Below are 21,569 nucleotides of genomic sequence, written 5' to 3' on the forward strand. Positions count from 1 at the left end.
CTCTGCCGGGAGGTTCGGCTTTATTGATACGCGGCCGCCAGCTTTTCCAGCGCAGGCAGGCTGCGCTTTACCTGTTCGGTGTCGATGCAGTAGGCAAGGCGGACATAGCCCGTTACGCCAAAGGTATCACTGGGCACCAGCAGCAGGTCAAATTCCCGGGCCCTGCGGCAGAAGGCGTTGGCATCCTCCTCCAGTGCCTTGGGGAAGAGATAGAAGGTGCCGCCGGGCCGCTCGACCTCAAAGCCCAGCGCTTTCAGCTTGCTGTAAAGCAGATTCATATTGGTCTCGTAGACGCTCAGGTCGCTGGTCACATCCAGGCAGCGGCTCACGGCGCGCTGGATGATGCTGGGCGGGCAGTTGTGGCCGGTAAAGCGGGAGATCTGGGCCATCATATCCACCAGCACCTCCTCGCCCTCACAGCCGGGGCGCACGGCCACGTAGCCCAGGCGCTCGCCGGGCAGGCTCAGGCTCTTGGAGAAGGAGAAGCAGGTCAGGGTGTGGGGGTAGAACGCCGCCGGGTAGGGCACAGCCCTGCCATCAAAGGCGATATCCCGGTAGGGCTCGTCGCTGACAAGGAAGATGTTGTGGCCGTAGGTCCGGCTCTTCTCGGTCAGAATCTCTGCCAGCCGGGTCAGGGTGTCGGCAGAGTAGACCACACCGGTGGGGTTGTTGGGGGTGTTGATGAGGACGCAGGTGACCTTCTCGGTCAGCATCTGCTCAAAGGCCTCCAGATTGGGCTGGAAGGCCGGGGCCTGGGGCGGCACCACCCTGAGATGGGCACCAGTGCCCTCTACATAGGGGCCGTACTCCGGGAAGTAGGGGGCAAAGGTCAGCACCTCATCCCCGGGCCGGGTCACGGCGCGCACAGCGTGGGCAATGGCACCCGCCGCACCCGTGGTGGGAAAGATATCCTTCTGCGCATAGGGCAGGCCGAAGGTCCTGTTCAGGTGGGCCGCCACGGCGGTGCGGAACTCCGGGTCGCCCTGGCTGGGGCAGTAGCCATGCAGGGCCACCGGGTCCTCCTGTGCCAGCAGCTCCTGCATGGCGGCGGTGAACTGCTCCGGGCAGGGCACGCTGGGGTTGCCCAGCGAGTAATCAAACACGTTCTCGTAACCGATCTGGGCCGCGCGCTGCTTGCCGTACATAAAGGTCTCGCGGATGACGCTCTTGTGGGCCAGCATCCCGCGGTAAGTCTCGTTCAGCATAAGTTCCTTCCCCTCTAAAACACAAATTTATTTTTCGTGGGCAGCAGACGCATAGCTCTGCTCTACTTTCACCACACAGCTGTATTTCGGGTCCTGCTCATGGACGAACTGGCACATGGCGGCCAGCATCTCGTCCTTGTTCCCGGTATAGCCCGCCGGGAACTCCAGATCGAACAGGACATTCGTATGGGTATCACCCGGCACGATGCGCAGGTCGTGGATCGAAAGGCAGGGGTCGAGCTGGCGGGCCTTTTCCATCAGGCGGGTGCGCAGCACGCCCACCGCCGCATCGGTGGTGACGATGGGGTCATAGTGGATGGTCACCTGCAGGCCGTCTCGCTTTATAAAATCGTTCTCGATGTTGTCGATGACATCGTGGGCCTTGAGCGGGTCGGTCTCTGCCGGGAACTCGATGTGGAGGGATGCGAACTGATGCCCCGGGCCGTAATCGTGCACCATGAGGTCGTGCATCCCCAGCACGCCGGGGTAGCCCATGACCGTCTGCTCAATGTGCTCCACCAGCTCCGGGCTGGGGCTCTCGCCCAGCAGGGGGCTCAGGGTGTCCATGACCAGCCCCCAGCCCGACCAGAGGATGAAGGCTGCCACGGCCACGCCCATGATGCCGTCCAGCCGCGCCCAGCCCGTCAGGCTGCAGATCACGGTGGAGATCAGCACCGCGCCGGTGGTCAGCACGTCGTTGCGGCTGTCGGCGGCGGTGGCCATCAGGGTCTCGGAGCCGATGGTGCGGCCGATGGTGCGGTTGAAGCCGCTCATCCAGAGCTTGACGAGGATGGATGCGGCCAGCACGCCCACGCTCAGCCAGCTGAACGCCACGGGGGTGGGGTGGAACACCTTGACCACCGATTCCTTGAGCAGGGAAAAGCCGATGCCCAGGATGGTCACGCTGACCACCAGACCGGCCAGATATTCATAGCGGGCGTGGCCGTAGGGATGCTCGGCATCCGGGGCCTTGGCGGCCAGCCGGAATCCGATGAGGCTGACCACGTTGGACGAAGCGTCCGAGAGGTTGTTCAAAGCATCCGCCATGATGGCGATGGAGCCGAACAGGGTGCCTGCCAGCAGCTTGCCCAGGCAGAGCAGCAGGTTGCAGGCCATGCCCACCCCGCTGGCAAGGTTGCCGTAGGCCGTGCGGGTGGCGGGGTCCTGGGGGTCATTGGGATGCCGGATGAACCGGCGGATCAGGAATTGCGTCATATCTATCTTTCATCTCCAGAGGTACGTTCAAAAAATACGACTTAGGTATAGTATAGCACCCAGCTTTACCGTTGTGAAGCGTTCACCCATGAAACTGCGGCTTGTCAGGCGGCAGTTTTGTGAATTTGCTTCTTGTTGTAATCAAAAAAGAGCTGCCGCGCGCCCCTTTGCCAACACTTTGGTTGGCAGAGAGCGCCGCAGCAGCCCCTTTTACAGTTCCGTCAGGGGAACTCAGACATTCTTGGCAGAGGGCTTGCTCAGATCCACACCGCGGATGATCTTGCGCACGGGCAGGATGCTCTTGGCGTTCATGGACAGCTCGTCCACGCCCATCCGCAGGAAGGTCTCGGTGAGAGCGGTATCCGCGCCCAGCTCACCGCAGATGCCCACCCAGATGCCGTGGCGGTGGCCCGCCTCAATGGTCATCCGGATGGCCTTCAGCACAGCGGGGTGGTGGGGATCAAAGAAGGGCTCCAGCTTGGCGTTCTGGCGGTCCAGCGCGCAGGTGTACTGGGTCAGGTCGTTGGTGCCGATGGAGAAGAAATCGCACTCCTGGGCCAGATCGTCCGCCACCAGAACTGCGGCGGGGGTCTCGATCATGGTGCCCACCTCGATCTTGTCGCTGAACTTCTTGCCCTCGGCGGTCAGCTCTGCCTTGCACTCCTCCAGCACGGCCTTGGCATCCTGCAGCTCCCGCAGACTGGTGATCATGGGGAACATAATGCTCATGTTGCCGTAGGCAGAAGCGCGCAGCAGGGCCCGCAGCTGGGTCTTGAAGAAATCCTTGCGGGTCAGGCAGATGCGGATGGCGCGGTAGCCCAGCGCGGGGTTGTCCTCGTGGTCGAGCTTCATGTAGTCCACAGTCTTGTCCGCGCCGATATCACAGGTGCGCACGACCACCTTTTTGGGGGCCAGGCTCTCCAGCACCTGCTTGTAGGCCTCGAACTGGTATTCCTCGGTGGGGTAATCCGTGCAGTTCAGGTAGACGAATTCGGTGCGGAACAGGCCCACGCCGCCCGCGTCGTTCTGCTGGACCGCGCCCACATCGCTCATGCCGCCGATGTTGGCAAAGACCTGCACGGTCTTGCCGTCCAGCGTGGTGTTGGGCTTGCCCTTGAGCTCGGCCAGCAGGGCCAGCTTCTTCTGGTCCTCCTGCTGGCGCTTTTTCAGGCTCTCCAGCAGATCGGGGGTGGGGTCCACATACACGCAGGCGTTGTAGCCGTCCACCACAGCCATCTTGCCGTCCCAATCTTCCTGGATCTCCTTGCACTGGATCAGGGCGGGGATGTTCATGCTGCGGGCCAGAATGGCGGTGTGGCTATTGGAGCTGCCCTCCCGGGTGATGAAGCCCAGCAGCAGGCTCTTGTCCATCCGCACCGTCTCCGAGGGTGCCAGATCCTCTGCCACCAGAATGCTGGGCTCCGTGCCCTGCAGGGTGGCATTGTCCACGCCCTGCAGGATGTCCAGCATGGCCTGGGCAATGTCGATGACATCGGCGCTGCGGGCCTGTAAATAGGGGTCGTCCATGGCGGCAAACACGGCGGCCTGGTTGTCGCCCGCTTTCTTGACGGCATACTCCGCACACATGTGCTGTCCGTTGATGATCTCCTTGATGGCATCCACAAAGTCATCGTCATCCAGCATCATGGCATGGATGTTGAACACCTCGGCAATGTCCTCGCCTGCCTCGGCCAGTGCCTTTTCATACAGGGCAGTCTGCTGGTCAATGGCCTTGGCCCGGGCCTCTTCAAAGCGTGCTTCCTCTGCCGCCGTGTCCGCGACCTGGGCGGTGGAGATCACGGTATCTTTTTTCTTGTAAATTTTCAGCTTGCCGATGGCAATGCCGTTCAGGATGCTTTTACCGGTTCCTACCTGCATCGTTCTCTCTCCTTTGTTGAGAATTTAGTGCGAAAAAGCCCCCGCAGGGTCTCCCGCAAGGGCTTTTGTCCGCAGATTCAAAGATCAGACGTTCTCGGTCAGGAACTTCTGAATGGCCTCGGCAGCGGCGGCCTCATCGTCGCCCTCCACCTTCACGGTCACGGTGTCGCCCTGCTTGACACCCATGCCCATCAGAGCCATCAGTTTACGCAGGTCGCAGCTCTTGCCGTCCTTTTCCAGGGTAGCGGTGCTGGCAAAGCCCTTGGCCACCTTCACGAGCAGACCGGCCGGACGAGCGTGGATGCCGCATGCATCCTTAACAGTATACTGGAATTCCTTCATAATCATTTTCTCCTTACTTCATCCCGTTTCAGATCCGGACGGTCCTGCCACTCCGGACGCAGCCGATTTTGCTGCGGGATGCTACTATTATTATAAACCCGCTTCGTTATTTTTTCATCATCCCATATTGCTGATTTTTAGCCAGAAATTTTGGTGCTATTGAACAGAAGTTTTGCCCCCATTTTTCCACCGGATTCATTCGACAGGATACCCCTCGGCATCCAGAGGCAGGTCGGTGTACTGCGCCTCCTCGGGCACCACGGAGTCCGGCTCCCCGCTGGTCTGCTGGCTCTGCCCGGCCGCGCCCAGCTCCTCATCATGGCGCTCTCCCCAGTCGCCGCTGTAATCCTCACCGGACACCTGTTGGGCATCCTGCTGCTCAGCCTGCGCCATTGCGGTCTGGGCATCCTTCAGGCCAATCACCGTGCCTGAAGGCTTTTCCAGCAGGTAGGCCCCCACAGCCTTTTTGCGGTAGACCAGCAGCACGCCGTAGCGGCTGGTCTCTCCGCTGCTGGCCGCCGGGATCAGGGCGGTCCACTTTTCCACGGTTTTCCCTTTGTAGCGGGTAAGATCCATCCCGCTTTGCTGCACCACCCCGTTGAAGGCCGAAAAGCTGTCGTCCCACTTGCGGGGGATCTTGACCTTATCCGCCGTGATGGACGTGCCGTCCACATCCAGCCCGTAGCCCGTGAACCAGGTCTGGATGTCCTGTGCGCTCTCGATCCGGTTCACCCCGGCCGCTGCCGCCACCGTGCGGGTGCTGATGTACCGCCCCAGAAAGGCGCTGAAGATCACCAGCGCACAGCAGAGCGCACCGGCCCCCACCTTTTTCAAGCTCGTCTTGTTCAGCGTTACCACAAACATGCCGTTCCCTCCCACCCGTTTTGTTCTGAAAAGAATATATGGAGCGGGCAGGCAGAATATGTTTGACACCACCAAAAGAGCCCCCGCCGGAATAGACCGGCGGGGGCTCTTTCTCATAGCGGTAAGTTCAGGATCACTCAATCAGGCCGTTCAGCAGGGCCAGGCACTTGCGGCTGTGCAGCTTGCGGATGGCCTTGGCCTCGATCTGGCGGACACGCTCACGGGTGACACCGAAGTCGCGGCCCACCTCCTCCAGCGTGCGGGGGCGGCCATCGTCCAGACCAAAGCGCAGGCGGATGACCTTTTCCTCACGGGGGGTCAGGCTCTTGAGGGCCTGATTGATCTGCTGGGCCACCATGGCGCGGTCTGCTGCCTTGCCGGGGGCCTCGGCGTTCTCGTCGGCCACGAAATCGCCCAGGGAGGAATCTTCTTCCTCGCCCACGGGGCTTTCCAGGCTGGCGGGTTCCTGCGCCATGCGCTGGATCTCGCGCACGCGCTCCACGCTCATATCCATGGCCTTTGCCAGCTCCTCAGGGGTGGGCTCGTGGCCGTTCTGGTAGACCAGCTGGTTGGTGGCCTGACGCATCCGGTTGATGGTCTCGACCATGTGCACCGGGATGCGGATGGTGCGGGCCTGATCCGCAATGGCGCGGGTGATGGCCTGACGGATCCACCAGGTGGCGTAGGTGGAGAAGCGGAAGCCACGGTCACAGTCAAACTTCTCGGCGGCCTTGATCAGGCCGATGTTGCCCTCCTGGATCAGGTCCAGGAACGCCAGGTTGTGGCCGACATGCTTCTTGGCGATGGAGACCACCAGACGCAGGTTGGCCTCGCTCAGGCTGCGGCGGGCGTTCAGGCCGTCGCGGCGGATCTTGAGCAGCTCCTGGCGGCGCTCCTCCGTCAGGGGGCCGTTCTCCACGGCCTCCATGGCCTCCTCTTCGGCAGCCTTTTCCTCGTCGTCCTCGCTGGACTTGGTGTTGCCGTCCTCGTCCAGATCCTCGGTATAGCTCCGGCTGTTCTCATCCTCCTCGAACGAGAAGCGGGCGCTGTTCTTTTTGATGTACTCAGGCGCGCCGTACTTCTGGCGGTCGGCCTGAAGGATGTGGGCAGCCTCGGCACCGGCGTGGATGCGCTTGCTCAGGTCCACTTCCTGCTCTGCGCTCAGCAGCGGGATCTGGCCGATCTGCTTGAGGTAGTTCTTCACAGGGTCATCCAGCAGCTCATCCATGGCAGCCTTCAGGTCTGCGGGGTTCTCCTCTGCCGGGTCGTCCTCATTTTCATCGCCCAGGCCCAGCTCATCGCTGTTTGCCTCGGCACTTTCCACCTCTGCCATGATGCCTTCCACATCCAGGCTGGTGTCACCGTCGGCCTCGTCATCCAGAATTTTGATGCCGCGCTCCTCCAGAAGCGTGTAAAGCGTTTCCACATCCATCCGGCACTGGGAAGCCAGTGTCTTGGCCTCGCCCGCCGTCAAGGTGCCTTCGCCCTTCGTCAACAGTTCCTTCAAAGTCATGCCCATTTCGCTCTCTCCTTTTCACCGCGGCGCTGGCTGCGCCGTAAGTGATATCGTATCATAAGTTTTGCCGCTGCGGGATGGTTCAAATCACCAGGCCGCCGTTCACACCGAACACCTGCCCGGTGATGTAACCGGCGCTTTCGCCTGCCAGGAACACCAGCAGCTGCGCCACCTCGTCCGCGCTGCCCAGGCGGCCCACGGGGGTCTCCTCGGCCAGCGCAGCCTTATCCTCTGCCGTAAAGGCAGCCATCATATCGGTGTCGATGACACCCGGAGCCACGCAGTTCACAGTGATGCCGCTGGGCCCCTCCTCTTTGGCAAGGGCCTTGGTCAGGCCGATCAGGCCCGCCTTGGCAGCGGAGTAATGCACCTCGCAGCTGCCGCCGGTCTGGCCCCACATACTGCTCACGGTCAGGATGCGGCCCGCCTTGCGGCGGATCATGCCCGGCAGGGCCAGCTGACACAGGTGGAACGCGCCGCTCAGGTTCACGTCCAGCATGTGCTGCCACTCCTCCGGGGTGATATCGGTGAACAGCTTCTGCTGGGCAATGCCCGCGTTGCTCACCAGCACATCCACATGGCCCACGGCCTGCTCCACAGTGTGGAACGCCACCTCACAGCTGGCGCGGGAGGCCACATCGCACTGGACTGCCAGCAGGCCCGGCAGCGCCTTTTCCAGCGCCGCCGCCTCCTCGGCGTGGGTGTGGTAGAGCACCGCCACCCGGTAGCCCGCCTGCCAGAAGGCGCGGGCCGCCGCGGCTCCGATGCCCCGGTCGCCGCCCGAGATCAGCACGCAGCGCCCATTGGCCGCAGGGACTGCCGGTCCCGGTACAGCCTCCACCGGCGGTTCTGTTTCCGCTGCCGGTTCCGGCGCAGCTTCCTGCACCGGCTCCTGTTCCGGCTCAGGGGCCCGGGATGCCTTGTCCTCATCGCTCAGGTCAAAGGTCAATTCAAATTCATCATCGTACAAGAGTCAGCCCTCCTGCCGTTTGTTCTCTGCCTGCAAAAAATCCCGCAGGCAGGAAGGTCCCGCCCTCCACCGCACCCATGGGCTGCGCTCTGCTCCTCTTTCCGGTCAAGGCCGGTCCTGCGGCGAGCCCGCTGGTCTGTGCGAGTGGTTTCGACAAGTTACCATTAAATAATATAACACAATTCGGCGAAAAAAGAAAGTGGGAACCGCCGTCTTTTCACGCAGTTCCCACTTTTTTTCACGTTCTCAGGGGGTCACGGGCGGTTTCCAGCGGGGCTTTGCGGCCCGCTGCTCCCGCAGCCGGAGGAAAAACGCCTGCAGCAGCGCCTGCGCCTCCTCCGCCCGCAGGCCGCGTTCCACCACCGGATGGTGGTTGAAGGGCAGGGCGAACAGGTCGGTCACGCTGCCGCAGCACCCGGCCTTGGTATCCGCCGCGCCGTACACCACCCGCCTGATCCGGCTGTTGATGATGCCGCCGCTGCACATGGGGCAGGGCTCCAGCGTAACGAACAGCTCACACTGCCACAGCCGCCAGCCGCCCAGCTTTTTGCAGGCCGCGTCAATGGCCAGCAGCTCGGCGTGGTGGAGGGCGTTTTTCTCGGTCTCGCGGGTGTTGTGGGCGGCGGCGATGATCTCGCCGTTCCGGGCCACCACCGCGCCCACGGGCACCTCGCCCAGCGCGGCGGCCCGTGCGGCCTCCTCCAGCGCCGCGCCCATCAGCTCATAGTCGGTCATCCCATTCCCCTTTCTGCCAGCGCCCGGGCCAGCACCAGCCCATTGTTCAGGATATGCAGCACCACCCCGGGTGCAGGACTGTCGGTCTGCTCTGCGGCCCACCCGAAGATGAGCCCCATGCCCAGCGCGTAGCACTTTTCGGTCAGCGTTCCGTGCAGGGCCGCAAAGAGCACAGCCTGGCAGAGGTTTGCCGGGTGCTCCCCCAGCGGCCGCAGCAGGCGCAGCAGCGCCCCCCGGAACACCAGCTCCTCAGCCAGCGGCAGCACCAGCAGGCTGCGCAGCGTGCCGGGCACGCCCTGCGGCAGTTCTGCCGCCCCGCCGGGGACCAGCACACACCAGACCGCCGCCAGCCCGGCCCAGGCCAGTGCCGCGATGCCTGCCGCCCGCAGGCGGCGGTTCTGTTCTGACATCTTCTCCGTCCCCTCTCCGTTTGGGGGTGCGCTGTTCCGCTGCTTCGGGCGCACAGCGCACCGCCCCGCAATGCCTGATGCCCATTGTATCATGTTCCGGCCCGTTTGTGCAAGAAAACGGAGCGGAATTGCGAAAATACGAAGAAATATTGATTCAAACAATTGACATTTCCCGTCGTCTCTGGTATATTCCTATACGACTTTTTGATTGATTTGGTCGGGTTATCCGTTCTTGGCCCCGTTGGAGGTATTACTATGATCCGCATTCTTACCGATTCCGCATCCGACATCCTGCCCGCTGAAGCCGAGCAGCTGGGCGTGACCGTCATCCCCCTGAACGTCACCCTGGAGGACGGCACCGTGCTCCGGGACGGCGTGGACATGACCCCCACCGTGTATTACGGCGTGATGGCCCGCTGCCACAAGCTGCCCACCACCAGCCAGCCCAGCCCCGAGCTGTTCCAGCGCTTCTTCCTTGAGGCTGCTGCCGCCGGGGACGAAGTGGTGGGCATCTTCCTCTCCCATGAGCTGTCCGGCACCTGCCAGTGCGCCCGGCTGGCCGCAGACATGGCCAATGTGGACAATGTCCTCTTTGTGGATTCCGAGAACGTCTGCCTGGGCGAAAGCCTGCTGGTGCGGCTGGCTGTTCAGCTGCGGGATGCCGGAAAGACTGCCGGGCAGATCGCCGCCACCCTTGAGCACGCCAAGGAGCATCTGCATCTGGTGGCTGTCATCGACGACCTGAAGTATCTGCGCAAGGGCGGCCGCCTGCCCGCCGCCGTGGCCGTGGCCGGTGGGATGCTGGGCATCAAGCCCCTCATCACCATCAAGGAGGGCAAGGTCGTTATGGCGGGCAAGGCCCGGGGCCTGCCCGGCGCTTACGTTGCCCTGTTCAAGAAGATCGAGGAGCTGGGCGGCATCAGCACCTGCACCGACGCGCTGGCCGGTTACACCCTCGCCCCCCGCGAGGTGCAGCCCATCCAGACCTACCTGCAGGAGAATCTGGGCCGGAACGAGGCCCTTGTGCGCCAGATCGGCTGTGTCATCGGCACCCACGCCGGCCCCGGCGCGTTCGGCCTGGCCTTCCTCGATGAGGGCTTCACCTTCTGATCTTACCCAATCAAAAAGAGGAACTGCTTTCCCGGCAGTTCCTCTTTTTTGTTGGTTCATTCGTGTCCGATCTTCGACCAGTCGATCTCTTCGGCATCTACAAAGCCGCTGTCCTTCGCTTCCTCCAGCTGCTTTGCTTCCTCTGTGGTCAGCTTGGTGAAATCCGGGTCCCATGCCAGTACCAGCTTTTTGATCAGCTCGTAGGCAAGGTTCTTGTCCGGGTCCGGCAGCATATCGATCATGTGTGCTACATTCATTGCAATTTCAGACATCCTGCCACCTCCTTATTTATAGATATCGCCACGATTCCCGATATCCAGCACCAATAGAATCTCCAGCGCGTTTTCCTCTCCGTACCGGTAAAGCACGCGCCAGCTTCCGACCCGAAGCCGCATTGTTCCATCCTTCAGTCCCTGCATCACCTTGATATCACCTGCTGGCGGTTTCAGGGTCAGCCCCTCAATGCCTGCAACGATGCGAAGCACGGACCTTTTGTCCAGCTTATTCAGGAACTTCATGGCGTTCTTCGAGTAGCGGATCTTCATAACATCATCCTCAGCGCTCGTTTTTTCTGCGGGCCTCTGGCCCTATTATAGTCCATTCTTCTGCAAACGTCAATTGTTTTTTGCCGAAGATCCGTTCATTACAGCACCGCGTCCGAAACGATCTTGCCCAGCAGGAGCACCAGCACCACAAGCATCATGGGGCGGATGAACTTTGCGCCGTTCTTGAGGGCGAAGTGGGAGCCCAGCAGGTTGCCCACAATGCCGCTGACGGCACAGGGAATGCCGATGGAGAACACCACCAGCCCACTGGAAAGATACGTTACCAGGCTGGCGTAGTTGCTGGCAAGGTTGAGCACCTTGGCGTTTCCGCCCGCCGTGCGCAGGTCAAAGCCCATCAGGGTGGTAAAGGCAATGATGGCAAAGGTGCCGGTGCCCGGGCCAAAGATGCCGTCGTACAGGCCGATGCCCAGCCCGATGGCAAGGGCCAGCACCGCCTTTTTGGCGTTCAGGGTGCCGTCGTCCCGGTTCTCGTCGGGCAGGTCCCGCCGCCAGAGGATGAGCACCGCCGCCACCGGCAGGATGATGAGCATCATAGTGCGCAGCACCTGATCGCTGAGCAGGAGCACGATGTGGGAGCCCAGTGCGCTGCCCACAAAGCTGCCCACAGCCGCCAGCAGGCCGACCCGGATGTTCATGGCTCCCTTCTGGAAGAACTGCGCCGTGGCAAAGGTGGTGCCGCAGGCCGCGCTGAATTTATTGGTGCCGTAGGTGTAATGCACCGGCAGGCCCGCAAACAGGTAGGCGGGCAGGCTGATCAGGCCGCCGCCGCCCGCCGCCGAGTCCACAAAACCCGCAAACCCGGTCATCAGCATCAGAAACAGCAGCATTGGCAATGATAATGTAATTTCCATTCGTTCTACTTTCCTACTCTTTCGTTTACTTCAGATACAGCTTTCCCTCGCAGGCCAGGATCTGATCCAGGATCATCCGGGACACCCGGGCACCATAGACCATGGCAGGGTGGTCGTTGTACTCGATGATGTCATGGAACTCCTTGTTCATCAGAACGATCACATACTCGCCGTAGGGGGTGTGGATGATGCCGCCGTCGTTGCGGCAGGCGTTCATGCTGCCGCTCTTGCTGGCCACCCAGATAAGCTCCGGCTCGCCGGTCTCCTCGCAGTCCAGATAGAACTGGGGGAAATCGTGGGTCAGCATGGTGTTGTAGTGCTGCTGGCGGAAAATGCCCAGCATGGCGGCGCTGGCTTCTTTGCTGACCAGCGTGCCCTTTGCCACCTGCGCAAACAGGGCGGCGTAGTCCCGGGGCGTGGTGGTGCCCAGCTTGTCGTAGCGGTCAAAGTGGAGGGGGTTGTGCAGAACGGTGTGCCCAAAGCCCAATTCCCGGATGCAGGCATTGATGGTGTCCAGCCCCAGGTAATCGATGATCATATTGGTGGCGATGTTGTCCGAGCAGATGATCATCATGGTGGCGGTGTCCTTCACCTTGAGCTTTGCCCCCACGCCCAAGGCCCGGAGCATCCCGGAGCCGTCCACGAACTGGCTGGCCTCGTAGGTGATCTCCTCCTCCAGGTCAGCCCTGCCCCGGCTGGCCTGCAGATACAGCACCGCCAGAATGAACGCCTTGATGGTGGAGGCCGTCTCGAACTCCTCGTCGGCACCGATCTCCACCGTGCTGCCGCGCAGGTCATCCACAAAAACGCTCATCCTGCCCTGATAGGAATAGAGCTCGGCGGCAATGCGCTTTTCCAATGTCATATTCTGATCCATCTGGAATCCCTCAACTTTTCTATACTTTCCGTTATACTTCATTCTTACCGTTAAGACATAATTATCATTGAAAACATTGATTTCATTGGTTCTCATTGATTCTAGTGCAATGATGAGCAATGAATTCAATGAATCTTTTGATACTAACGGTGATTACAGGTTGTTTTCAAAGAAACGCTGTGCGTTGCGGAAGAAGATGGCTTCCACCTCATCCTCGGTGAAGCCCTCTTTCCGCAGGGCATCGGCCAGCAGGGGCATTTTGGAGCAGTCGCTCAGTTCCAGCTTGCCGCCGATGCCGTCAAAGTCACTGCCCAGACCGATGATCTCAATGCCGCCCACCTGCTTGAAATGGGCCGCGTGTTTGGCCATCAGGGCCGTGGTGCTGCGGCACAGGTCGGGGCTGGGCTGGTCATCCAGAAAGCCCGCGCAGTAGTTCAGGCCCACCAGACCGCCTTTTTCCGCCATGACCCGGATCATCTCGTCGGTCAGGTTGCGGCAGTGGGGGGCCAGGGCGCGGCAGTTGGAGTGGCTGGCCGCAAAGGGGCGGGTGCTGTGCTCCGCAATGTCCCAGAAGCCTTTATCGGACAGGTGGCTCACATCGGCAATGATGTGCAGGCGCTCCATCTCGGCCAGGAACTCGAAGCCCTTCTCCTTCAGGCCGGTCTCGGTGTTGGGCATACAGGGCCAGATGGGGCCGTTGCCGGGCACCACGTTGGGGCTGGCCAGCTCGTTTTCGTGGTTCCATGTCAGGGTCATCATCCGCACGCCCAGCTCGTACATCCGGCGCAGCACGCCCAGACTGCCCTTGCAGCAGCCTGCTTCCTCAATGGTCAGCATTCCGCTGATCTTGCCCGCCTCGGCGTTTTTGCGGATATCCTCGGGGCGGTAGACAGGGGCGATCCTGTCGGAATACCGCTCCATCATCCGCTTGAACACATCGATCTCTTCCAGCGCCGTCACCAGCGGGTCCGCGCCCGGGGTGGGGTCGGCCAGATTCACAAAGGCGGCAAAGCACTGGAGCATGTAGTCGCCCTTCTCCAGCTTTTCCAGATCGATGTGGCCGTTGTTGCGGGCAAAGGTCTGCCCGTCGCCCCGCATCTCCGCGCGCCGCAGCTCGCTCAGGGTGTCACAATGTAGATCAAAGACTTTCATCGTTCATGTCCTTTCTTAACAGCTTCTATGTAAATCATTTCTGCCACAAAGCTCCCGTTTTCCGCAGCGAAAACTTGGCTCCCCTGCTAGGGGAGCTGGCGCGTCAGCGCCTGAGAGGTTTCTCCCGTAAGCAAAACCTCTCCGTCATCTTCGCTATCGCTCGATGCCACCTCCCCTCATAGGGGAGGCCTTGGCATAGGATTCATTTTTCGCAATGATCGCTGACGCTCCAAAACGCACTCCTGCCGCAAGCAGGGCAAACAGGAGCGAAGCGCCAGACCACGAAAACGCGACGGCCTGCCAAGGGCTCCCCTACTAGGGGAGCTGGCGCGGCGAAGCACGCGACTGAGAGGTTGTACAGAGCCGCACCTGGTCGTTTCAGAACACACTCCCCACCGCATACAGACTCTTGACCAGATCTTCCCGGTACAGCGGGTCGGCGGGGTCAAGGCTGTTGATGACCACGCCGCCGCTGGCGGACGCGCCGGTGGAGTGGATGTAGCGGCCCTCGCCAAGGTAAAGGGCGATATGGCCGGGGAAATAGAGGGCATCGCCCCGCTTTTTGTCTGCAAAGGGGATCTGGTGCATGGGCCAGCCCTCCACGATCCTGGCATCCCGGTAGATGAGCACGCCGCACTGCATATAGGCGCTGCTGACAAGGCCGGAACAATCAATGCCCCGGCCCGATTTGCCGCCCCAGCGGTACTCGGTGCCCAGATACTTTTTCGCCTGCGCGCAGACGGCATCCCGGAACGCTTCCTCGCTGCCGTCGTACCACGCCTGCAGTGCCTGCGGCACCAGCTCCTCGGCAGTAATATTCCGGGCCTCGGCCAGCGCGTCATCAAAGGCCAGCCCCTCCCGCTGGGAGAACACGGCGGTCATCTCAAACCGCACCGGCTCCAGCGCCACGTCCCGGACATAGCCGGTGCGGCCATCCAGCAGGGCCACCCTGGCCCAGCCGGTGTGGGCCTCGGCTTCCTCGGGCGGTTCGGGCAGACGGCAGAGCAGGCAGCCCCGCTCCAGCTCCAGCATCCGCACCCCCTGCACCTTGGGCAGGCTGAGCACATCGGTGGCACGGCCCACCAGCACCAGCGGCTGGGGCAGGTAGGCCCGCAGCGCATCCTCGCTGACAAATTTCAGCGCATCCCGCCGGACAAAGCCGTGGTAGCCGTAAAAGGTGACCACCTCGGCCACCTCCGGGGAGAGGGGCACTCCCTCGGCGGTCACGCCGCCGGGGGCGGTGCGCACCTGACAGGCCTGACCGTACAGGCCCTCGTCCCCGATGGTGGAAACAAGGCCCGCCTCGCTCTGTTTGGTGGTCTGGGGCAGGTCGTAAATGGTCACGACAGGCCGGGCAAATATGGCGTATTGCATCATTCGGTTCCCTCCAGCAAATTCAGCAGCTCCTCCGGCTTCATGCGCAGGATGGCACCATCCGCGCTGCCGGTGACGGTCTCGGCCAGATCCTGCTTGGCCTGCTGCAGCTCCACGATCTTTTCCTCAATGGTGTCCTGGGCGATGAGCTTGTACACCTGCACCGGGTTCTGCTGGCCGATGCGGTAGGCACGGTCGGTGGCCTGATTCTGAGCCGCCACGTTCCACCACGGGTCGTAGTGGATGACGATATCGGCGGCGGTCAGGTTCAGGCCGGTGCCGCCTGCCCGCAGGGAGATCAGGAACACGCTGGCCTCGCCGCCGTTGAAGCGGCGCACCAGCTCCGCACGCACCGGCTTGGGGGTGGAACCCTGCAGGGTGAAGTGGCTCACGCCCTCCGCGTCCAGCCGCTTGGCCAGCAGCTCCAGCATGGAGGTGAACTGGCTGAACAGCAGGATGCGGTGCCCGCCCTCCACGGCACTGGTGACCAGCTCGATGCAGGCATCCAGCTTGGCGCTGCCGCCTGTCCAGTTGTCGGCAATGAGCCGGGGGTCGCAGCAGATCTCCCGCAGCCGCATAAGGACGGCGAACACCGCCATCTTGTCCTCGGGCTTGGCGGCCCGCAGCTTCTCCCGGGCATCCACCACGGCGGCAAGGTAGAGCTTGCGCTGCTCCTCCTCCAGCTCGATGCGGTAGACGTTCTCTGTCTTGGGGGGCAGCTCCTTCAGCACCTCGGACTTCATCCGGCGCAGGATGAACGGCCCGGTGAGCTGGTTCAGCCGCCGCACCGCCGCCGGGTCATTTTCCTGCGTGATGGGCTTTTCAAACCGGCTGCAGAAGCTCTTGTAGGGCGGCAGGTAGCCCGGCATCAGGAAGGAGAAGATGCTCCACAGCTCACCCAGGCGGTTCTCCACGGGGGTGCCGGTCAGCGCAAAGCGGACACGGCTGTTCACCCCGCACACCGCCTTGTATTTCTGGGTGGTGTGGTTCTTGATGGCCTGGGCCTCGTCCAGGATGCAGGCGTAGAATTTCTGGTTCTCGTACAGGGTCTCGTCGCGGCGGAGCAGGTCGTAGCTGGTCACCACCACGTCGGCCCCGTCCCACTGCTCGGCCAGCTGGGCCCGGTGGGCGGCATCCCCGTCCACCACAACGCAGTTCAGCTCCGGCGTGAACTTTTGGCATTCCTCGGCCCAGTTCAGCACCAGCGAGGCCGGGCAGACGATGAGGCTGGGCAGGGGGTTCCCGCCCTGCTCCCGGAGGGCCAGCAGATAGCTGAGCACCTGCACCGTCTTGCCCAGACCCATATCATCCGCAAGGATGCCGCCCATGCCGTAACCATCCAGCGTGCGGAGCCAGCGGTAGCCGTCCCGCTGGTATTTGCGCAAAACTTTTTGTAGAGACGCAGGCGGTGTATACTCGCTGTCCTTTACCGCGTGGAAGCTCCGGCTGAGCTGGCGGAAGGCATCGTCCCGGTTGAAGCGGATGCCGTTCTGCCCCGAAAGCGCCCAGTCCAGACTGGGGGCCCGGTACAGGGGCAGCCGGGCGTGGGCCTGGCCCAGTTTGGCCCCGGAAAGCTCCAGCGTCTCGTTCAGCTCGTCCAGCACCTCCATGGAATCGTCCAGCCGGAGCAGACGGCCATCGCGCAGGCGGTGGTAGCGCTTTTTCTGGTGGAGCGATTTCAGCAGGGCTTTCAGCTCTCCCACCGGGAACTCCCCCGTGTCCACCTCAAGGTCGAGTACGCTGCCGTGCACCGACACCCCCACCGAGATCTTCGGCGGTGCGGCCTGCATACTGCGGAAGGCATCGGTCAGGTAGACCTCGCCCTCAGCCAGCAGGGCCGGGATGCCCTCATCGAGGAAGCGGTAGACTTCATCCTCCTCATAGGCATCGTAGTGGGCGGCAAGGCCGTTGCCCATGGTGTCTGGCCCCGGCTCCAGGTACCGCCCCAGCAGCCGCCCGGCCCGCTGTTCGGCGCGGGCATCCCGCAGCAGACCGGCAGGCCCCGGTTCCTCCGGTGTGACGCGGTCCTCGCCGTACAGAAATTCAAGGTGCGCCCGCACCGTTTCCCGCGTGGGCGCGTCAAGGTAAAACTGCACCACCGGCTCCAGCGGGATCTGATTCAGCAGCAGGCGTTCGGGGTCCTCAATGGTCACCCTGCTGCCCAGCTCCGGCAGGACGTAACTGCAAAAGGCGGTGGCATCCCCGGTGGTAAAGAACAGGCTCTTGCCGCACAGTGCCTCAAGGGCGGGCCGCATCCGGGCGCTTTCGGCCCGGTCTAGCTGCCAGATCGTATCCTCACTGTATAAATAGTCGTTGTCTAAACCCGTTTTCCACCCCAACGCGGGGGTCACGGACACCTCCACGCCGCCCCGGCGCTTTTCCACCCGCATGGTCAGGGCCGGGATGCCGGTCTTGAGGGTGTAGCCGCCCAGATTGCCGGTGGGGGCATAGAGGGCCACCAGACCGTCAAAGATCTCGCCGTTCAGCGGGATGCCCCCGGCAGGCCCGCTGCGGGGCGCATTGCCGTAGCTGCGCAGGGCCGCCTCGGCTCCTTCCTTTGCGCTGAGCTGCCGCCGCAGCAGGCGGAGCAGCTGCTGTGCCTCCGGGGCAAAGGCCTCCCAGCTGTGCTGAAATTCCAGCGCCTTGCCGTAACTGATGAAGCCGTGCTTCTCCACGGCCCGCAGCAGGTCCGGGATGCTCTTTACCACATACTGCCGCCCGCCGTCTGCCGAGATGCGCAGCCGCAGCCAGGGCAGCTCCCCGGGCAGCAGGGTCAGCTCCGGTTCCAGCTCTGCGGAGTGGGGGCGCAGCTCCGCGTGGCCGGTCACGCCGTCCACCTCGGCCAGTGCTCCCTCCTGATAGGCCCGGAGCAGCCGCCGTGCCTCGTAGTCAGATTCCGGTTCCTCGCCCCGCCACTTCTTGCCGAACAGCATTTCCAGGCTGGAGGCATAGCTGTCCCTGCGGGGCGGCTCCTCAGGCTGGGGCGTTTGCAGGTTGGCCGTGCCCCGCACCACGCCCGGGATGCTCTCCGGGCTCTCAGCAGGCTTCTGCGGCGCTCTGCCGGAAAGGCCCTGACTCTCGCTGTCCCACATCAGCAGCGCGCCGATGTGCTTGCAGCAGGGCCCCTCGCCGTTTTCGTTGTAAGGGCAGGAGCAGCTGGCGCTGACAAAGCTGCCGTTTTCCCGCAGCCAGACCTGGGTCTGGTACAGGCTCCGCCCGCCGCCGCGCACGTCGGCGCTCAGGTGGCGCACGCCGTTCCCGGCCACTTCGCAGTTCAGATCCTGTATCCGGTCCGTGTAGGCCTTGGCCCGCGCGAATACCGTGCCGCCCAACAGGTAGCGGATCTCTTCCATGTCCATCCGGGGTCTCCCTCCCTCTGCAATGCTCTATTGGTTAAGCATACCGCACCGGCGGGCGGGATGCAAGGGGTGCCGGGAAAAAAAGTTCCGGAAAGCACAGAAGCGCCTCATCCGGGAGAGGATGAAGCGCTTCTGTACTTTGGGAATTTTGGAACACTCAGCCCGCATTGCGGTTTACAGGCCAAGTGGGGGTTGGTTTAGGGCTGCTCAGGCATTCTGCTTGAGCTCCTGTGCTTTCTGCCATGCATTCAGCACATCGATCTTGCTTACGGCGTTGTCGGGATAGAATTTCATCTCTTCCGGAGCCGTGCCCTCATCGTTCAGGTCAGGGATAAGCTCGTTTTCCATGGCCCAGCGGGCGGCGTGCTGCAGGTCCATATCCCGCTCTTCCTGCCCGACATCGGGGTAGAGCAGTTCGGATTCGGGCATGGGTTTGCCTGCATCCTCCCACAGCATCATGGCAAGGGCGCTGCGGTTGCTGGGGAAGTAGGGCAGAGCCATCAGCTTGCCTGCAAATTCAGCGCCCAGAGAATAGGCCTGATAGCCCAGCACTGCACCGCCCACAACAACAGTAGTGCCGATCACGATGGGGCCAACGATATCGGGCTCGTCATCTTCAATGGATGCATCCTGTGTCATGGCTTTCAGGGTCACGGCCTTTGCAGGCATCTCAAAGGCAAAGCTTTCCTTATCCTGATAAGCGTTCGGATCATCCAGGCCGGTGATATCCCAGTGGCCAAATTTCAGACCGCTATCTGCAAAAGCATCCTTATCAAATGCAACGCTCACCGTTGCACCCTCGGGGACATTGAAGGAACCGTCCTCGTTGGCATTCTTTTTAACGATTTCGGTGATATCCTCGGGGTCAGCACCATTCTTGCCGGGCACTGTTACGCTGGTGATAACGCCGTCCTTCAAGGTCAGGATGGGCATTTCAGACACAACAAAGTCCTTTTCGTCCCTTGTCAGCTCATTCTCACCCTTCTTGACAGCAGCGGTCAGGGTCTGCTTGCCGGTCTCCTTGGGAGTAATGCGGAACGCATATTGTTCTTTTACATCGCCCAGATCAATGGGCAGGCCGCCTTCCGGCATGGGCTGATACGCACCGTTTTTGTCCTGATACTCGATCTCGCTGTTCTTGTTGCCAAAGTCGATGAATGCCTCACCCAGCTTGGCATCGTCCTTGGGGTCAACCTTTACAGTAAAGTCCTTGCTTTCGCCTTCCTTGATGACGGCATTCTCCAGGCCCTCAATGGTCACAGTGGCGGCATCACGGTACTGTGCGGCAATATCCACACCACTGCTCATGGTAAAGGTGATGGTCTCTGCCTTGTAGTCCTGACCTGTGAGCAGGGAGAGATTGCCGGTGGTAGACCAACCGTCAAACACCTTGCCCTTAGGGATCAGGGCCTTGTCCAGCGTCACGGTCACTTCTGCGCCGTCCGGTACAGAGTAGGTCTTTTTGCCGGTGGCCTCGTCAGGAGTAACAGTCAAGGTATTGGTCACATCGCTGTCGTCGTATTTCACAGTAACAGTGCCGCCGGTCACGGTCAGCGGGTGGCAGACCAGAGCATCGGGGTCGAACTTCCAACCGGCATAGAGCTTGGTGCCCTTGATGTTTGTAAACAGCTGTGCATCCGGATATCGGATCTTGCAGTCTGCATCGGTATACCAACCTGTAAAGGTGTAACCCGGTTTGATAGGTTTGTCTTTGTCAAGTGCCGTAATGTCTGCGCCGTAGTCAATTTTTTTCGGCGTGATCGTGTCACCATCTACGAGAGTCACATCAACGGTGGTAATAAAGCCTTCGTTCCCGTCGAAGTGCCGTAGTAGACGCTCTAATCTAGGTTCGCAATAAACATTTGTATTACAACTAGGCTGAAAAACTCCGTTACTGCCTTCGAAAGTCTCCTCTAATTGACTTGGGGCTTCAATTGTAATGTAAGGCAAGTGCCAACAATTATAAACGATATCACGCCCCAGTTTCTTCACGCTTTTGGGAATATTCAACGATTTTAGATTCGTACGCTTAAAGGCTTCATTGCCGATCTCACCTATTCCTTCTGACAGGGTAACACTTTCCAAGTTGTAACATTCCTCAAAAGCACCACTACGGATTGTTTTGACACTCGAAGGGATAGTGATTTCTGTCAGTCCACTGCAGCCGTAGAACGAACTATAACCAACTTCTTCCAGCTGTGGCGGAAGTTCAATCTTTGTCAGTCCAGTGCATCTCGAAAATGCACTGTCCTTAATTTTTGTTACGGTGCTTGGAATTTTAACCTCGGTCAGCTCAGGGCTGTCGCAGAATGCGCTTGCGCCGATGCAGGACAATCCTTCCGGAAGTTTTACTTTACGCAGATTCGGATGAAAAGAGTGAAACTTACTGTTGCTATCAGAATAGCTGTAATAAAGAATATTATCGCCCAGCGTCGTTACGCCACCCTCAACGATAAGCTGTGTGATATTCTGTATTTTCTCATACCACGGAGCGTATGAATCATTAGATGAAGTTATATATCTGTCATAATTTGCCATGGGACCATTGCCCGTAATCGTCAAGGTATAGGTCTCTTCTCCCTCTTCTCCATCGCTGTTCGGGCTCAATGTCGCTGTGACAGTACCCGGCGTTTCTCCGCAGTCATACGGACCCAAATTTCCCTCCGCAAATGCCGACACTGCCCCAGCAGGCAGGAATGTCAGCATCATACTGAACGCCAGTAAGAGGCTGATGAGCCGTTTTTTCATAAAAATCCTCCTTTGTCAGTCATCAATACTCCCAGTTTCTCCACGAAAAGCACCCAGACAAAAAGAAAAAAGCGCCGCACCAGCCAAATGGCTGGTACAACGCTTTGCGTTTTGTGTGTTCGGGGTGCTTGCCCTTTCTACCCATGCCCTGCGTCACAGCCTTCCGACTGGTTTGCCGATCCTTCCTTTTTGATGGTAAGGAACTTTCCGCATTTTATCATACCCCCCCCCCTATAAAAAATCAAGAGGTCTGGGTGAAGTTTGTGAACACTCACAAATTCATGGGATTTTTTAGGCCGTTTTAACAGAAAAGTGCACGCATAACAAAAACAAACCCCCAAGGAATTTCTTCCTCAGGGGTTTCATGTAAGTCGGCGACTACCTATTTTCACGCGCC

At 60.8% G+C, this 21,569-nt stretch carries 18 protein-coding genes and 1 pseudogene; 1 reads left to right on the forward strand and 18 read right to left on the reverse strand.

Annotated features, from left to right (window positions below):
* Positions 1–20: 20 nt before the first annotated feature.
* The 9 genes from J3352_RS12605 to J3352_RS12645 all read right to left on the reverse strand — a co-directional run bounded on the left by J3352_RS12605 (position 21) and on the right by J3352_RS12645 (position 9,135).
* Entirely contained in the window at positions 21–1,205 is a 1,185-nt protein-coding gene (locus J3352_RS12605) for a pyridoxal phosphate-dependent aminotransferase (RefSeq protein WP_156067419.1), read from the reverse strand.
* A 27-nt stretch (positions 1,206–1,232) separates the two neighbouring features.
* Positions 1,233–2,420 (reverse strand): cation diffusion facilitator family transporter, encoded by a 1,188-nt coding sequence (locus J3352_RS12610; protein WP_156067417.1) that lies wholly within the window; start codon positions 2,418–2,420, stop codon positions 1,233–1,235.
* Positions 2,421–2,651: 231 nt separating this feature from the next.
* The gene (gene ptsP / locus J3352_RS12615; RefSeq protein WP_005930190.1) at positions 2,652–4,298 is read right to left on the reverse strand and encodes a phosphoenolpyruvate--protein phosphotransferase; all 1,647 of its coding nucleotides are present in this window, start codon (positions 4,296–4,298) and stop codon (positions 2,652–2,654) included.
* An 84-nt stretch (positions 4,299–4,382) separates the two neighbouring features.
* Positions 4,383–4,646: an HPr family phosphocarrier protein gene (locus J3352_RS12620; RefSeq protein ID WP_005930193.1), complete on the reverse strand. Its 264-nt coding sequence runs from the start codon at positions 4,644–4,646 to the stop codon at positions 4,383–4,385.
* 189 nt (positions 4,647–4,835) lie between these two features.
* Positions 4,836–5,504 (reverse strand): DUF4830 domain-containing protein, encoded by a 669-nt coding sequence (locus tag J3352_RS12625; protein WP_097770226.1) that lies wholly within the window; start codon positions 5,502–5,504, stop codon positions 4,836–4,838.
* 133 nt (positions 5,505–5,637) lie between these two features.
* Positions 5,638–7,023 (reverse strand): RNA polymerase sigma factor, encoded by a 1,386-nt coding sequence (locus J3352_RS12630; RefSeq protein ID WP_005930202.1) that lies wholly within the window; start codon positions 7,021–7,023, stop codon positions 5,638–5,640.
* Between the two features lie 79 nt (positions 7,024–7,102).
* Positions 7,103–7,990, reverse strand: coding sequence for an elongation factor P 5-aminopentanone reductase (ymfI, locus tag J3352_RS12635; RefSeq protein WP_197036552.1), 888 nt, complete (start codon positions 7,988–7,990; stop codon positions 7,103–7,105).
* Between the two features lie 246 nt (positions 7,991–8,236).
* Positions 8,237–8,725, reverse strand: a complete 489-nt coding sequence (locus J3352_RS12640; RefSeq protein ID WP_005930211.1) for a nucleoside deaminase — start codon at positions 8,723–8,725, stop codon at positions 8,237–8,239.
* Entirely contained in the window at positions 8,722–9,135 is a 414-nt protein-coding gene (locus J3352_RS12645; RefSeq protein ID WP_097772959.1) for a CPBP family intramembrane glutamic endopeptidase, read from the reverse strand. The genes J3352_RS12640 and J3352_RS12645 overlap by 4 nt, the downstream gene beginning before the upstream one ends.
* A 255-nt stretch (positions 9,136–9,390) precedes the next feature.
* On the opposite strand from J3352_RS12645, the gene J3352_RS12650 reads away from it, so the two are divergent.
* Positions 9,391–10,245: a DegV family protein gene (locus J3352_RS12650; protein ID WP_097772960.1), complete on the forward strand. Its 855-nt coding sequence runs from the start codon at positions 9,391–9,393 to the stop codon at positions 10,243–10,245.
* Between the two features lie 56 nt (positions 10,246–10,301).
* Here the strand turns inward: J3352_RS12650 and J3352_RS12655 are convergent, their stop codons facing one another.
* From J3352_RS12655 to J3352_RS14535, 9 genes and pseudogenes are all read right to left on the reverse strand, one after another.
* Positions 10,302–10,517 (reverse strand): hypothetical protein, encoded by a 216-nt coding sequence (locus J3352_RS12655; RefSeq protein ID WP_097772961.1) that lies wholly within the window; start codon positions 10,515–10,517, stop codon positions 10,302–10,304.
* 12 nt (positions 10,518–10,529) lie between these two features.
* Positions 10,530–10,790, reverse strand: a complete 261-nt coding sequence (locus tag J3352_RS12660; protein WP_035393509.1) for a type II toxin-antitoxin system RelE/ParE family toxin — start codon at positions 10,788–10,790, stop codon at positions 10,530–10,532.
* A gap of 98 nt (positions 10,791–10,888) precedes the next feature.
* Positions 10,889–11,662: a TSUP family transporter gene (locus J3352_RS12665; RefSeq protein ID WP_097772962.1), complete on the reverse strand. Its 774-nt coding sequence runs from the start codon at positions 11,660–11,662 to the stop codon at positions 10,889–10,891.
* A 25-nt stretch (positions 11,663–11,687) separates the two neighbouring features.
* The gene (locus J3352_RS12670) at positions 11,688–12,539 is read right to left on the reverse strand and encodes a serine hydrolase (protein ID WP_005930230.1); all 852 of its coding nucleotides are present in this window, start codon (positions 12,537–12,539) and stop codon (positions 11,688–11,690) included.
* A 153-nt stretch (positions 12,540–12,692) separates the two neighbouring features.
* Entirely contained in the window at positions 12,693–13,691 is a 999-nt protein-coding gene (locus tag J3352_RS12675; protein WP_097772963.1) for a dipeptidase, read from the reverse strand.
* Positions 13,692–14,069: 378 nt separating this feature from the next.
* Complete coding sequence (locus tag J3352_RS12680; protein WP_156067415.1) at positions 14,070–15,068, reverse strand: C40 family peptidase; 999 nt, start codon at positions 15,066–15,068, stop codon at positions 14,070–14,072.
* Positions 15,065–18,424 carry a DEAD/DEAH box helicase gene (locus J3352_RS12685; protein WP_156067413.1) on the reverse strand — a complete coding sequence of 1,120 codons (3,360 nt, stop codon included), beginning with the start codon at positions 18,422–18,424 and terminating at the stop codon, positions 15,065–15,067. The genes J3352_RS12680 and J3352_RS12685 overlap by 4 nt, the downstream gene beginning before the upstream one ends.
* Positions 18,425–18,631: 207 nt before the next feature.
* Entirely contained in the window at positions 18,632–20,209 is a 1,578-nt protein-coding gene (locus J3352_RS12690; RefSeq protein WP_243137866.1) for an InlB B-repeat-containing protein, read from the reverse strand.
* A 183-nt stretch (positions 20,210–20,392) separates the two neighbouring features.
* Positions 20,393–21,172 (reverse strand): annotated as a pseudogene (locus J3352_RS14535) (leucine-rich repeat protein); the annotation flags it as partial.
* Between the last annotated feature and the right edge of the window lie 397 nt (positions 21,173–21,569).

The organism is Faecalibacterium sp. Marseille-Q4164 (assembly GCF_017377545.1).
Classification (GTDB): Bacteria; Bacillota; Clostridia; order Oscillospirales; family Ruminococcaceae; genus Faecalibacterium; species Faecalibacterium duncaniae.

Coding starts and splice junctions, on each gene's coding strand:
- J3352_RS12605 (WP_156067419.1), bottom strand. CDS start 1,205: ATGCTGAACGAGACTTACCGCGGGATGCTGGCCCACAAGAGCGTCATC.
- J3352_RS12610 (WP_156067417.1), bottom strand. CDS start 2,420: ATGACGCAATTCCTGATCCGCCGGTTCATCCGGCATCCCAATGACCCC.
- ptsP (WP_005930190.1), bottom strand. CDS start 4,298: ATGCAGGTAGGAACCGGTAAAAGCATCCTGAACGGCATTGCCATCGGC.
- J3352_RS12620 (WP_005930193.1), bottom strand. CDS start 4,646: ATGATTATGAAGGAATTCCAGTATACTGTTAAGGATGCATGCGGCATC.
- J3352_RS12625 (WP_097770226.1), bottom strand. CDS start 5,504: ATGTTTGTGGTAACGCTGAACAAGACGAGCTTGAAAAAGGTGGGGGCC.
- J3352_RS12630 (WP_005930202.1), bottom strand. CDS start 7,023: ATGGGCATGACTTTGAAGGAACTGTTGACGAAGGGCGAAGGCACCTTG.
- J3352_RS12640 (WP_005930211.1), bottom strand. CDS start 8,725: ATGACCGACTATGAGCTGATGGGCGCGGCGCTGGAGGAGGCCGCACGG.
- J3352_RS12645 (WP_097772959.1), bottom strand. CDS start 9,135: ATGTCAGAACAGAACCGCCGCCTGCGGGCGGCAGGCATCGCGGCACTG.
- J3352_RS12650 (WP_097772960.1), top strand. CDS start 9,391: ATGATCCGCATTCTTACCGATTCCGCATCCGACATCCTGCCCGCTGAA.
- J3352_RS12655 (WP_097772961.1), bottom strand. CDS start 10,517: ATGTCTGAAATTGCAATGAATGTAGCACACATGATCGATATGCTGCCG.
- J3352_RS12660 (WP_035393509.1), bottom strand. CDS start 10,790: ATGAAGATCCGCTACTCGAAGAACGCCATGAAGTTCCTGAATAAGCTG.
- J3352_RS12665 (WP_097772962.1), bottom strand. CDS start 11,662: ATGGAAATTACATTATCATTGCCAATGCTGCTGTTTCTGATGCTGATG.
- J3352_RS12670 (WP_005930230.1), bottom strand. CDS start 12,539: ATGGATCAGAATATGACATTGGAAAAGCGCATTGCCGCCGAGCTCTAT.
- J3352_RS12675 (WP_097772963.1), bottom strand. CDS start 13,691: ATGAAAGTCTTTGATCTACATTGTGACACCCTGAGCGAGCTGCGGCGC.
- J3352_RS12680 (WP_156067415.1), bottom strand. CDS start 15,068: ATGATGCAATACGCCATATTTGCCCGGCCTGTCGTGACCATTTACGAC.
- J3352_RS12685 (WP_156067413.1), bottom strand. CDS start 18,424: ATGGACATGGAAGAGATCCGCTACCTGTTGGGCGGCACGGTATTCGCG.